Below are 12,883 nucleotides of genomic sequence, written 5' to 3'. Positions count from 1 at the left end.
TTCTGTCGTGTACGTGTCTTTACCAAAAGCCCTCGCGGCCGGCACAGGCCAGCCCTAATCTCTGATGCATGACACCTAGCTATGGGGGCTTGGCGCTCGAAATTGTAGTACCGGTTTTCAATGAGGAAGCCGTACTCGAACACAGCATCTCAAGACTCTCCGAATATCTCTCACAGGAAATGCCGTCGACATGGAAGATAACCATTGCCGACAATGCGAGCACCGACAGGACTCCGGCGATTGCTGCCCGGCTCAGCGAACAACTGCCCAATGTCGAGTATCGGCGCCTTGAGGTCAAAGGGCGCGGGTTCGCGCTTCGCGATGCTTGGAGCGCTTCGGAGGCAAAGGTCTTGGCCTACTTGGACGTGGACCTATCCACGGATCTTGCCGCCCTCCCGCCGCTTGTCGCACCACTCCTGTCCGGGCATTCGGACATTTCCATCGGCACAAGACTGGGCCAGAGCTCACGCGTCAGTCGCGGCCCTAAGCGGGAATTTATCTCCCGCTCCTATAATTTCCTGCTCCGCCGCACGATGCAGGTCCGGTTCTCCGATGCGCAGTGCGGATTCAAGGCAATACGGGCCGATGTCGCCAAGCGATTGCTCCCGCACGTCGAAGACAACGGCTGGTTCTTCGATACCGAGTTGTTGATCATCGCTGAACGCTCGGGGCTGCGGATCCACGAAATCCCGGTCGACTGGATTGATGACCCCGATAGCCGGGTCAACATCAAACAAACAGCCGTGGACGATCTTCGTGGGATGGTTCGCGTCGCTGGTTCCTTGGTGAGAGGTTCGATTCCCGTCCAGGCAATCTATGCCGAACTCGGCCGCGGGCCGATAGTCCCACCGGGCCGACCCAGCTTTTTCGGCCAGGTGGTCAGGTTCGGGCTCGTTGGCGTTATTTCAACCCTCGCCTTCGCATTGTTGTATTTGGTTCTCCAAGGACCCTTTGGTGCACAGCAGGCTAATTTCCTTGCCCTGCTGCTGACGGCCGTTGGCAACACTGCCGCGAACAGGCGCTTCACCTTCGGCATTAGCGGTCCAGCGAAGCTGTTTACCCAACAATTCCAGGGCCTCGTCGTCTTCCTTCTGGCATGGGCTATAACGTCCTCGGCGCTGCTGGTCCTGCACGCGGTGAATTTGGACCCAGCCCCAAGCACCGAACTCTTGGTCCTGACCGGCGCCAACGTCTTCGCCACATTGCTGCGGTTCGTGCTTCTTCGCCTTTGGGTGTTCAGGGTTCGCCGCAGTGACGGGCGTTCGGCCCTTCTCGCTTTCCGGCCTGTTGGACAGACAGTCCGTTGAGCATCAGCGAGGCGAACAAGGTTTTTGCCCCCGCCGGCCCGATTGCCCGGAATCACGCCAGGTGGGAACACATGGCCTTGGTCGGGCTGTTGGCTGCAACCGCCGTGTCGTTCCTCTGGGCCCTGGACCGCAATGGATGGGCCAATCCTTACTATTCCGCAGCCGCGCTGGCGGGGTCCCAAGACTGGAGGGCCTTCTTCTTCGGTTCCCTCGACGCGGGGAACCTCATCACCGTCGACAAGCCGCCTCTGAGCATTTGGATCATGGCGTTGTCGGTCCGTCTTTTCGGCCTCAATTCCTGGTCCCTTCTTGTGCCGCAAGCCCTGATGGGAGTAACCACCACCTGGCTTATCTACAAGATCATCCGCCGAAACCATGCGGCCGCGCCGGCGCTGCTGGGCGGCCTCATCTATGCGACCACGCCGGTAGTTGTCCTCATGTCCCGGTTCAACAACCCGGAACCCCTCATGGGCCTGCTGACGGTCGCCGCAACGTACTTCGTCGTCCGCGCCATTGAAAGCAACCGCTGGTCATGGTTTCTCCTGTCAGGAACGGCTCTGGGGCTTGGATTTATGGCAAAGCAGTTCCAGGCCTTCCTGCCAGTTCCCGCCTTTGTCCTGGCGATTGTCCTCTGCGGCGCGGGAACAATCGGATCAAGGATATGGCGGCTCCTGGGTTCGCTCGGCGCTCTCATCGTCAGCGGCGGCTGGTGGCTCATCGTGGTCGACCTCATCCCTGCGGGAAACAGGCCGTACATCGGGGGTTCTGCTACGAACAGCATGCTCGAACTCACTATCGACTACAACGGACTGGCCAGGTTCCTGCGATTTAGCACCAATCCTGCAACGGGCGCCGCACCGACCTCTGAAGACCTCCCAGCAAGTTCCTACGACGGCGGACTCAGCCGGCTGTTCAATGCAAACTTCGCTCCGGAGGGCGCATGGCTGCTGTTTACAGCGCTGACGTGCACGCTCGCCTTGGTGATGTTGTGGCGACAGTCCGGCCACGTTTCGAAGTCAAAGACCGGTCTCATGACGATCTCCGTCACCTGGCTGGCAACCACCTATATCGTGTTGAGCTTCATGGGCACCATGACACATACGTACTACGTATTTTCCTTGGCCGCCCCGATAGCGCTGGTCATCCCGATGGGCGTCGCCCTGTTGTGGGCACTCCGTGGGCGGTTGATCCCTCGAGCGATGGGCGTTGTCTTGTTGTTGGGAACAGGCTACGTGGCGACCCGGATTTTTGAATACGGTAACGGTTGGGGCAGCTGGCCACTCAGCGCCATCGCGCTAACGCTCTTGGCAGCGGCAGGCTGGCTGTTGGCTGCATCGAGGTTTCAGGTCCGGCTCACGCTGGTGCTCGTCGGACTCGTGTTGATTTGGGGTCCGCTGGCAACGGATACGATCACGCTTTCCACGCCCCATTTTGGGACAAATCCCTTGTCCGGGCCTGTGAGCAACAATCCGGGAACCCTCTCAGCACACCTTGACGCCGCGCGCCGTGGCGATCCGCCTCTTGCCCGCCAACTTGGGTTTGGTGCAGAACCATCACCGGAAGTGACTGCGCTGCTGCGGAACGTCAAGGAGTCCGAATGGGCCGCAGCCACCTACACGGCCCAGAACGCAGCGCAATATCAGTTGTCTTCGCAGCGCCCTGTAATCGCGCTTGGAGGTTGGCTGGGCACCGACCCTGCCCCGACTCTTGACCAGTTCAAGTCCATGGTGTCGAGTAAGCGCATCGCCTATTTCATCTGGCAGCAAGCGATCGTTGACGGTATCCCTCTCGGCCGGGACGCCGCATTGATCACGGAGTGGGTTCAGTCGAACTTCAAGGGGGAGAACGTTGACGGCGTCACTATCTACGACCTTCGCTGACTATAAGAGTGTGGGCACACAATTTCTTCGCAGTTTGGTTCGGGGGCGTGCCCAAGATCCAGTGTGGGAGCGGCCTGCGTTACTTCTGATTTTAGTCCTAAACGCGATTCTCTATTTTTGGAATCTTGGGATCAACGGATGGGCTAATGCTTATTACAGCGCAGCTGTCCAGGCGGGCTCAATGGACTGGAAGTCGTTCTTTTTCGGATCGCTCGACTGGGGTAACTCCATCACTGTGGATAAGCCTCCCCTGAGCCTGTGGATCATGGGAATCTCCGTTCGACTGCTCGGACTGTCACCGGAAAGCATTATGGCGCCACAGGCAGCCATGGGTGTAACGACTACACTTCTGGTCTATCGCCTGCTTCGTAGCAACTGCTCCGCCGTGGGGGCACTTACAGCCGCCGTGGTCTTCTTCACCACGCCAATAATCACATTGCTCTCGCGTTACAACAACCCTGATCCGCTAATGCTCTTGTTCATGGTCTGGGCCGCATACCTCGTGGTGCGGGCCGTGGAGAAAACCAGTGCGCGGCTCGTCTATTGGGCGGGGCTTGCCCTCGGCCTAGCCTTTATGACCAAACAGCTGCAGGCTCTACTTTGCGTTCCGGCGATCACCGCGGCCATTGCGATTTCTTACAAATCATCACTCTGGCGACGACTGAGAGTTGGACTACTTGGCTTTGGCGTGATGATTATCTCAGGCTCGGCCTGGATGTTGATTGTGGAGCTTATCCCAGCGTCTGGACGCCCCTTTATCGGCGGCTCCCCAAGTAACAGCATTCTTCAATTGACGTTGGGCTACAACGGTATAGACCGGATCATCAGCAAGGAAGAAGATCCAACTATCCAACTACTGCCAGCAGAATTCCGCTCCAAAGAAAGTGACACCGGATTTTTCCGGCTATTCAATGCTAATTTTTCCCAAGAAGCTTCTTGGTTGCTGATCGTTGCCCTTCTTGCCTGCATCGTAATCGTGTTCAAGTGGCGTGCGGCCACGATTAGTCGCGGCCGCACGGCCACCACGATAATCGCCGTGGGCTGGTTTGTGACGGTCTACTTGCTGCTCAGCTTCATGGGCAACGGAATACACACCTACTATGCAGCAACCTTGGCGCCGCCGTTGGCCCTCGTCATCGGTTTGGCCTTAACGCTGCTCATGGAGGATCGGCACAGGATCAGCACCCGGATAATCACAAGTGCCATCGGCCTGGTGGGAACCGGCTTCACTTCCGCAATCCTCAGTCTCGGCACGGGATGGCCGGATTTCCTTGCTCCGTCGATATTAGTGGCGGGGTGTCTCGGATCAGCCCTGCTGGCTATCAAACCACCACTTGCCATACTGGACTTAATTGCCGGCAGCCTGCTGATCCTTGCGCTCCTCACACCGCCCGTTGTTGTGTCCTGCTACAACGTCCTGTCCCCGCACAATGGCTCCAATCTGCTGTCCGGCACTGTGACGAAGAGCAAGATCTCCCTGAGCCAGTTTCTGGCCGGCGCTTCCCGGGGTGATCCGCTGTGGGCCAAGGAACTGGGCTACGGATTAGAACCCGGCCCTCAACTGGTGGCCCGACTGCAACAGCCCCTATCATGCCAGTGGGCCGCAGCTACCTATCCCGGACAAACGGCAGCGCAGTATCAGCTTGCGGTGGGAAGGCCAGTTATGTCTCTATCCGGATTTATGGGCGTGGATCCGAACCCAACCCTCGAGCAATTCCAGGCGGAGGTCGACGCCGGTCAGATTTGTTACCTAGTCTGGCAACAGAGTCACTTGGAGGTACCCGAAAGGGCGACTACGTTAACGCAAATATCCCAATGGGTAAAAGATAACTTCACATCAGAGATAGTCGACGGATCGGTCGTTTTTGATCTTCAGAGAAAATTGCACTGAAGAATTCCCTGTTCAGGGCAGCAGAAAAGCCCGCCCCGCCAAAAGGCGGGACGGGCTTCTGTGCAAGCGGGTTTAGCGCTTGGAGTACTGCTGGGCCTTGCGTGCCTTCTTGAGACCGGCCTTCTTGCGCTCGATGACACGGGCGTCGCGGGACAGGTAACCGGCCTTCTTCAGGGTCGGGCGGTTGTTTTCGACGTCGATCTCGTTCAGCGAACGGGCGATGCCGAGGCGCAGGGCGCCTGCCTGGCCGGAGATGCCGCCACCGTGGATACGGGCGATGACGTCGTAGGCGCCTTCCAGATCAAGGATCTTGAAAGGCTCGTTGACGTCCTGCTGGTGCAGCTTGTTGGGGAAGTAGTTCGCCAGCTCGCGGCCGTTGATGGTCCACTTGCCGGAGCCGGGCACAACGCGAACGCGTGCAACGGCTTCCTTGCGGCGGCCAACAGCTGCGCCGGCAACGGTCAGGGCCGGGCGTTCCTTCTTGGGAGCAGCTTCGGAAGCTGAGCTCTCAGAGGTGTAGCTGGTCAGGTTTTCCTCGGCCTCGACGGCCTCGGTGGTCTCTTCGTTCTGAGCCACGATTCTCCTTGTATAGATAAGTTGTTTGGTGGCCAGGACTACTGGGCGACCTGGGTGATTTCGAAAGTCTTGGGCTGCTGGGCGGCGTGCGGGTGCTCAGCACCGCGGTACACCTTCAGCTTGCCCAGCTGCTGCGCAGCGAGGGAGTTCTTGGGGAGCATGCCCTTGATGGCCTTCTCTACGGCGCGGACCGGGTTGGATTCCAGCAGTTCCGCGTAGTTGACGGAGGTCAGGCCGCCCGGGTAGCCGGAGTGGCGGTATGCGCGCTTCTGCTCCAGCTTGGCGCCGGTGAGGGCAACCTTTTCAGCGTTGATGATGATGACGAAGTCGCCCATGTCCATGTGGGACGCGAAAGTGGCCTTGTGCTTGCCGCGCAGCAGGATTGCGGTCTGGCTTGCAAGACGACCAAGGACAACGTCGGTGGCGTCAATGACGTGCCACTGGCGGTTGATATCGCCGGGCTTCGGGGTGTACGTACGCACGGTGTTTGCCTCGTTCTTGTTCTGGCGTTCTTGTTTAGGTGTCGCTAGCTCGCGCACCTACTGTCTGCGCGCTACCGGAACAGAGGTGAGGGCTCCATGTAACCAGTCATCCTGAGGTTCCGAATGTGCACGTTGAGTAGTTATCCTGCAACCGGATTCTCAAGCGGGCACGCACCATCGGAATAGGACACGCACAACGACTACCTAGATTAGCGCGTCAGGTGGTTCAGGGTCAAAATGGGGTAGCGGCGGTTGGCTCGTCATGAGCCAACCCCATCGACGCAGGGGGCGCAGTGGCATCAGCAGGGGGCGGAGGCTTGGCCGCTTGGCTCCTTGTCGTTGCCATAGGCCTGTTGGGGTGTTTCCTCTCCCCCACGGCTGAGATCCTGATCGCCCGCCTGCTGCCGCGGCTGGATGCGCTGCCGGCGCCGCGGGTTCGGATGACGACGGCGGCCGTCACCGGTGCCGCGTGCGTCGCCTTCGTCTTGCGTTTTGGCAATACGCCAGGCCTGCCGGCCCTAATCCTCTTGGCAGTGATAGGTGTTCAACTTTCAAGGGTGGACATCGCCCTGCATTTATTGCCCAACCAGCTCGTATTTTTACTTTTAGTCGCGGGCATTGTCCTGTTGGCAGCTCCGCTGATATTTAGTCAGCAGGCTGACGATTTCATCAGGGCTCTCGTTGGCGCGGTCATTTTGTTCGCCGCCTACCTTATTTTGGCATTGATTTCGCCTGGCGGCATCGGAATGGGCGATGTGAAGCTGGCCGCGCCCGTCGGCCTTTACCTGGGGTACCTAGGTTGGAGCCAGCTGCTCTACGGCAGCCTTTTGGGCTTCATCGTGAACGGAATCACAACAGCAGTGCTCCTCGGTGGAAAACGCCGGAATATGGCCAAGGAAGTGCCACACGGCCCCGCCATGCTTGGCGCTTTGGCCCTCACTGCACTGCTCATCCAGTAGCGCGAACTGCAGCCGAGAGACTCCTTGCGCTCGGGTTGAAGCGCGCCCATCCAAGTAGTCGCTGGAGCGGGCTGATCGCGCCCTAGGTACCTTTCCGAGTATTCGAGTACGTCCTTTCAGCGCGCCGCCTAAAAGTCGAGTACCACTACGCATTGTTGCCCATCGGCGTAAATGACAATCTCTTCTTAGCGAAGTCCAGCCGCTAAGGATTTATGGGGGCAGCTGGAAATTCGTTGAAATAAAAATCAATTCAATTTCACCGAATTAAGGAAAATACAATGACTTCTCTCATGGTCTCGATGATGGCTTTCGTCGCCGGCGTCAAGGATCGCTTCTCTTCCGAAAAGGGCGCAACGGCAACAGAGTACTCGTTGCTTGTTGCCTTCATCGCCCTGCTCATCATTATCGGGGTCACCGCCTTTGGCACAGCGCTGAACAACTGGTTCTCGACCCTTGGAGCGAAGGTCGGTACCTGGTAGGTGACGGCCTCCCGAGTGCGCCGCGTCCTTGCCGTCCAGCAGGCGCGGCGCACTTCGTGGCAGCGATGAACCTTTCAAAGCTGCCAGTCAGGGATCGCCTGGGGCGACCAGCCGGCGCATCAGCGACCGTGCCAAAACAAGACATTAGGGACAGAAATGACTTCAATCATGGTCTCCTTGCTCGCCTTCGTGGCGGGCTGCAAGGAGCGCATCTCCTCCGAAAGGGGGCAACCGCGACGGAGTACTCGCTCCTCGTGGCCTTCATCGCACTCCTCATCATCATCGGCGTCACTGCCTTCGGCACGGCGCTGAACGACTGGTTCTCCAGCCTCGGCTCAAAAGTCGGCACCTGGTAGCCAACCCACTTTCGGTTGTGCCGCGCGCCAACCGCGGCACAACCGAAAAACGCAAATCAACCTCGGGGGATCCGTTGAAAAAGATCCGCAAAGCAAACACGGAACACAAGAGCCGCGGCGCAGTAGCTGTGGAGTTTGCACTTGTAGCTCCCATTCTTCTGTCCGTAGTCGTAGGAATAGTCGAGTTCGCGAACGCCTACAACGCCCAAATTTCCGTGACCCAGGCCGCCAGGGAGGCCGCTCGGACCATGGCCGTCAAAAACAGTCAGACCGATGCAAAAGCCGCGGCCGTCGCGGGTGCGCCGGGTCTCACCGGCCCGTTCAGCTACACGTTCTCCCCGACGGCATGCACACCGGACACCACGATGAAGGTAACGATTACCTACAGCGCGCCAACGATGACAGGCCTGTTCGGATCGTCAGTCGGATTGACCGGAGTAGGAGCCATGCGATGCGGCGGATAAATCAGAATCGTGAAGCCGCCGAGCAGGGTGCTGCTGGTGTCCTGGTGGCTGTGATGATGGTGGTTCTTTTAGGTGCTGGCGCCCTCGCGGTGGACACAGGCCAGATATACGCGGAGCGGGCACAGCTGCAGAATGCCGCAGATGCCGGGGCCCTGGCTGCGGTGGACCTTTGCGCAGCCTCAGGCTGCTCCCAAGCCAGCGCTGTTGCCCTTGCCTCGTCCCTTGCGAACGGCAATTCCCTGGACTCGCAGTCGACAGTTCAGTCAGTTGATCTTTCAGTCGCGGGCCAGGTCTCCGTGACTACCTCTACAAAAGATGGCACCACAAACGCCGGCTTCCTGACCAAGATGTTTGCCAGCGCCCTCAACGCTCCACCGGTGACCGTAGGCGCTACAGCAACAGCGAAATGGACGTACGTCACCAAGGGTATTTCCGTCCTCCCGTTGACCTTTGCCACCTGCGAATTCGCAGATGACGGACAGCCACACAAAATCCTCACCCAAGGTGGGGGTGCAGGCGCACAAGATTGCAATGGACTTAACCCGTCGAATCAAATCATTCCGGGTGGGTTCGCCTGGCTGAATCCCGACGGCAGCACGGGCTGCAAAGTCACCGCAGAAGTTGGGCAGTGGAGCATGACGAGCGCCGGAGCCGCAGTTCCAAACGGATGTATCGACCTCTTCAATCCGACCATTAACCCGTCCCTCGCCAATTCCACCGTGGCGCTTCCGGTCTACAAGTACACATGTGCAGGAATGCCCGCAGCCCAATTCGGCTCATGCAGTGGATCCAGCGTCCAGTACTACATCGAAAAGTGGGCAGGCTTCAAGCTTCAGGCATGGAACTTTACTGGTCAGGCCAAATATGACCCAACCAATGTTTTCACCGGGAGCCAAAAGGGTCTTTACGGAACGTTCGTCGGATACTCCGCGGACCCCAGCCTCTTCACCGGGGATTCCACCACACCGAATGGCACCGTCATCAAAATCGGTCTGATCAAGTAAAGCAACAAGTAAGGGGAAGCAAGTGAAAGCACGCCTACTGGGAGGCATCGCCGCGCTAGTCATCGCGATAACCGGCACCGTCCTTCTTATTACATACGTACAGAGCGCGGATGCCCGTGCCATGGCCGGAACCGAAACATCGGAAGTGTTCGTGGTTCAGTCCGCCGTTCCTGCAGGAACAGCAGTCAGCGATTTGGGAGGGTCGGTGGCCAAGAAGCCGCTCCCCAAGTCAGCGCTCACCGCTGACAGCGTGACCGACCTGAACTCCCTGGGCTCGAAGGTCACAGCCGTTGCCCTGGTTCCCGGCGAGCAACTGCTGTCGAGCCGACTGGTGGAGAAGGAATCATTCCTTGGACCGTCACGAGTCGCCGTTCCCGATGGAATGCAGGAGATCTCCCTCAAGCTCCCCATCGAACGCGTAGTTGGCGGAAAGATCTCCGCCGGCGACACGGTGGGCATCTTTATCTCCCTCACCGAATCATCCACCAACGGGGCAGGGCAGACGGCTACGCAGTCCGCCGGCACCCAGCTGACCTTCCACAAAGTACTCGTCACCGCCACCCAGTTGAGCAACGGCAGCCCGGCCCAGCAGGATTCGACGCAAAAATCGGATGGATCCCTCAGCTCCGGCAGCAATGCACAGAGCGACGGGAACTACCTGATCACAGTCGCCCGGAACTCGGTTGACGCCGAACGCCTGGTTTACGCAGCGGAATTCGGCAAGATCTACATGTCTAAAGAGCCCACCGGGGCTACAGAAGGCACCACTGGTGTCGTGGACAAGACGAAGGTATTCCGATGAGCCGCTTTGTCCTGATCACTCCAAACACGGAGTTCGAGCGCAAAGTTCGTCTGGCCACGGCGGCCATGCCGGGGACCCTTCAATACTTCCAGGCTGACTACCTTCCCCAGGGTCCCGAGGAAGTCCTGACGCAGCTCCTCGGCGAACCTCCGGAAGTTTTCATCCTCGGGCCCGGGCTCCCGTCCGACGAGACATTGAAGTTCGCCGCGGTCATGGATCTGCAGTATCCGGAGATCAGCATGATCCTGGTGACCGACGAATCCTCCGAAGTGGCCATCCAAGCCATGCGGGCCGGCATCCGGGATCTCTTGGATCCGGCCGCAGAAGTGGACCACATCCGTATCATCGTCGAGCGGGCAAGCCTTGCCTCAGCCGGACGGCGGCGCGGCCTGTCCCCAGAGCAAGCTCCGAGCATCATGAGCACGCCGCGGGGGGTCGAATCATCGCCGTCATTTCCCCCAAGGGAGGGGTAGGCAAGACTACGGTGGCGACGAACCTGGCCGTGGGCCTGGGAAAGATCGCCCCCATGGGAGTGGTCATCGTGGACCTGGACCTGCAGTTTGGAGACGTCGCCAGCGGGCTGATGCTGGATCCTGACCACACCATCACGGACGCCGTTGTAGGTGCCGCGAGCCAGGACTCCATGGTCCTCAAGACGTATTTGACCGTGCACCCTGCCGGCATTTATGCCCTGTGCGCCCCAAAGAACCCGGTAGAAATGGACCGGATCACGGGAGAAAACGTCAGCCACCTGCTTACCCAGCTGCGGCAGGAGTTCCAGTACGTCGTCGTGGATACTGCGCCGGGGCTCGGCGAACATGTACTGGCGACTCTTGAATTGGCTTCGGACGCCGTTTGGATCTGCGGCATGGATGTTCCGAGCATCAGGGGCCTTCGCTCCGGAAACCAGATTCTCTCGGAGCTGAACCTCCTGCCTGAAGTCCGCCACGTAGTCCTCAACATGGCAGACCGCCGCACCGGGCTGACGCTCCAGGATGTTGAAGCCACCATCGGGGCCCCGGTGGATGTGGTGCTCCCCCGCTCGCGGACCCTTCCGTTCTCGACCAATAAAGGGATCCCACTCCTGCAGGACGGCAGCCGGGATCCGGCGCAAAAGGGTCTTCGGCAACTGGTGAAACGGTTCGAACCCAATTGGGAAGCAAGACCCCACAAGAAGTTGCACAGAAGGGCGGTAGTCCAGTGAACCTCTCACGCAGGCTTGAAAAGGCACGCGGCACCGAGCCGAGCTTGGCAGTCGTCGAAGAAAAGCACGATCCGTTCGTGTTGGCCAAGGACGCTGCTGAACCAGCCACGTTGGGCCGCATCCACGACGTCAAGACCGCCGAAACAGCGCAAGCGGCCGAAGTCATCGAGCTGAGCCCCACAGCCGCTGCGGCGAGTGGCGCGTTGAGCGCACTCAAAGAGCGCGCCAGCACGGCCCTCTACGAGCGACTTGGTGCCCGTATCACTGATTCCTCCCTCGAAGAGAGCGAGCTCCACCAATTCGTCAAGGACGAGTTGAAGGTCGTCGTCGACGAGGAACAAGTTCCGCTGACTTCGTCCGAGCGCCAACGCCTTATCCGCGAAATTATCGATGACGTTCTCGGCCATGGTCCGATCCAGCGATTCCTGGACGATCCGTCCGTCACGGAAGTGATGGTCAATCGTTTCGACCAGGTATATGTGGAACGGGCTGGCAAGTTGACGTTAACGGACACCAAGTTCGCCTCCGACGACGCACTGAGGAGGGTGATCGAGCGCATCGTGTCGAAGGTTGGACGCCGCATCGACGAGTCCTCCCCTCTCGTGGACGCGCGTCTTGCGGACGGATCGCGCGTTAACGCCATCATCCCGCCGCTTGCTGTCAATGGCCCCGCGCTCACTATCCGAAAGTTCGGCGGTGACGCGCTGACGGTCCAAAAGCTCATTGCTTTCGGCAGCCTCTCCCCCGAGATGGCCGAACTGCTTCAAGCGTGCGTCCTGGCCAGGATGAACATCATCGTTTCCGGCGGTACAGGCACCGGCAAGACGACGCTTCTCAATGCGTTGTCTTCCTTCATTCCCGCATCGGACCGCATCGTCACGATTGAGGACGCGGTGGAACTCCAGCTTCAGCAGGATCATGTGGTGAGGCTGGAAAGCCGGCCGGCGAACATTGAAGGAAAAGGCGAGATTGCCATTCGCGACCTCGTGCGAAATTCGCTCCGCATGCGTCCCGATCGCATTGTGGTCGGCGAAGTGCGCGGCGGCGAATGCCTTGACATGTTGCAGGCCATGAACACCGGCCACGACGGCTCCCTCTCCACTGTCCACGCCAATTCCCCCCGCGACGCCATAGCCCGCCTTGAGACCCTGGTATTGATGGCCGGGATGGACCTCCCGCTCCGCGCAGTACGCGAGCAGGTTGCCTCCGCGGTGAATCTCATTGTTCACATCTCCAGGCTGAGAGACGGCACCCGGCGCGTGACACACATCACCGAAGTTCAGGGCATGGAGGGCGATATCGTCACCCTCCAGGACGCGTTTATCTTCGATTTTGCTGCGGGAGTCGACTCGAACGGAAGGTTCCTCGGTAAGCCAGTGCCAACAGGCGTTCGGCCTCGGTTCACAGACCGCTTCGCCGACCTTGGCATCCACGTTTCACCGCACATCTTTGGTGCTGAAACGGGCCGAGGTAGATAGC

Annotated in this window: 12 protein-coding genes and 1 pseudogene; 11 read left to right on the top strand and 2 right to left on the bottom strand. The window is 59.3% G+C overall.

Annotated elements, in window-relative coordinates:
- The first annotated feature begins 68 nt into the window (after nt 1-68).
- The 3 genes from ACX5I6_RS11170 (at nt 69) to ACX5I6_RS11160 (ending at nt 5,078) form a co-directional block, all read left to right on the top strand.
- The gene (locus ACX5I6_RS11170; protein ID WP_461840512.1) at nt 69-1,307 is read left to right on the top strand and encodes a bifunctional glycosyltransferase family 2/GtrA family protein; all 1,239 of its coding nucleotides are present in this window, start codon (nt 69-71) and stop codon (nt 1,305-1,307) included.
- A complete protein-coding gene (locus ACX5I6_RS11165) occupies nt 1,304-3,187 on the top strand; it encodes an ArnT family glycosyltransferase (RefSeq protein WP_461840511.1) in 1,884 nt (627 codons plus the stop codon). The genes ACX5I6_RS11170 and ACX5I6_RS11165 overlap by 4 nt, the downstream gene beginning before the upstream one ends.
- Before the next feature lie 181 nt (nt 3,188-3,368).
- Nucleotides 3,369-5,078, top strand: coding sequence for an ArnT family glycosyltransferase (locus tag ACX5I6_RS11160; RefSeq protein WP_461840510.1), 1,710 nt, complete (start codon nt 3,369-3,371; stop codon nt 5,076-5,078).
- Between the two features lie 72 nt (nt 5,079-5,150).
- On the opposite strand, the gene rpsI is transcribed toward ACX5I6_RS11160, so the two are convergent.
- Complete coding sequence (rpsI, locus tag ACX5I6_RS11155; protein WP_018760410.1) at nt 5,151-5,654, bottom strand: 30S ribosomal protein S9; 504 nt, start codon at nt 5,652-5,654, stop codon at nt 5,151-5,153.
- Nucleotides 5,655-5,692: 38 nt separating this feature from the next.
- Nucleotides 5,693-6,136, bottom strand: coding sequence for a 50S ribosomal protein L13 (gene rplM, locus ACX5I6_RS11150; RefSeq protein ID WP_015937805.1), 444 nt, complete (start codon nt 6,134-6,136; stop codon nt 5,693-5,695).
- 293 nt (nt 6,137-6,429) lie between these two features.
- Between rplM and ACX5I6_RS11145 the strand changes: the two genes are divergently transcribed.
- From ACX5I6_RS11145 to ACX5I6_RS11110, 8 genes and pseudogenes are all read left to right on the top strand, one after another.
- Nucleotides 6,430-7,095: a prepilin peptidase gene (locus ACX5I6_RS11145; protein ID WP_461840509.1), complete on the top strand. Its 666-nt coding sequence runs from the start codon at nt 6,430-6,432 to the stop codon at nt 7,093-7,095.
- 278 nt (nt 7,096-7,373) lie between these two features.
- A complete protein-coding gene (locus ACX5I6_RS11140; protein WP_461840508.1) occupies nt 7,374-7,574 on the top strand; it encodes a Flp family type IVb pilin in 201 nt (66 codons plus the stop codon).
- 254 nt (nt 7,575-7,828) lie between these two features.
- Nucleotides 7,829-7,930: a Flp family type IVb pilin gene (locus ACX5I6_RS11135; RefSeq protein ID WP_461840507.1), complete on the top strand. Its 102-nt coding sequence runs from the start codon at nt 7,829-7,831 to the stop codon at nt 7,928-7,930.
- Nucleotides 7,931-7,947: 17 nt separating this feature from the next.
- Nucleotides 7,948-8,394 (top strand): TadE family protein, encoded by a 447-nt coding sequence (locus tag ACX5I6_RS11130; RefSeq protein WP_461840506.1) that lies wholly within the window; start codon nt 7,948-7,950, stop codon nt 8,392-8,394.
- Nucleotides 8,382-9,398 (top strand): pilus assembly protein TadG-related protein, encoded by a 1,017-nt coding sequence (locus tag ACX5I6_RS11125; RefSeq protein WP_461840505.1) that lies wholly within the window; start codon nt 8,382-8,384, stop codon nt 9,396-9,398. The genes ACX5I6_RS11130 and ACX5I6_RS11125 overlap by 13 nt, the downstream gene beginning before the upstream one ends.
- A gap of 22 nt (nt 9,399-9,420) precedes the next feature.
- The gene (gene cpaB / locus ACX5I6_RS11120) at nt 9,421-10,200 is read left to right on the top strand and encodes a Flp pilus assembly protein CpaB (RefSeq protein WP_240617676.1); all 780 of its coding nucleotides are present in this window, start codon (nt 9,421-9,423) and stop codon (nt 10,198-10,200) included.
- Nucleotides 10,197-11,404 (top strand): annotated as a pseudogene (locus tag ACX5I6_RS11115) (AAA family ATPase). Before cpaB ends, ACX5I6_RS11115 begins: the two are co-directional and overlap by 4 nt.
- Nucleotides 11,401-12,882: a CpaF family protein gene (locus ACX5I6_RS11110; protein WP_461840504.1), complete on the top strand. Its 1,482-nt coding sequence runs from the start codon at nt 11,401-11,403 to the stop codon at nt 12,880-12,882. The pseudogene ACX5I6_RS11115 and the gene ACX5I6_RS11110 overlap by 4 nt, the downstream one beginning before the upstream one ends.
- Nucleotide 12,883 lies beyond the last annotated feature (1 nt).

It is taken from the genome of Arthrobacter sp. MMS24-T111 (assembly GCF_054888995.1).
This window is presented reverse-complemented; position numbering and strand designations above follow the sequence as displayed.

Coding starts and splice junctions, on each gene's coding strand:
- ACX5I6_RS11140 (WP_461840508.1), top strand. CDS start 7,374: ATGACTTCTCTCATGGTCTCGATGATGGCTTTCGTCGCCGGCGTCAAG.
- ACX5I6_RS11125 (WP_461840505.1), top strand. CDS start 8,382: ATGCGGCGGATAAATCAGAATCGTGAAGCCGCCGAGCAGGGTGCTGCT.
- ACX5I6_RS11170 (WP_461840512.1), top strand. CDS start 69: ATGACACCTAGCTATGGGGGCTTGGCGCTCGAAATTGTAGTACCGGTT.
- ACX5I6_RS11160 (WP_461840510.1), top strand. CDS start 3,369: ATGGACTGGAAGTCGTTCTTTTTCGGATCGCTCGACTGGGGTAACTCC.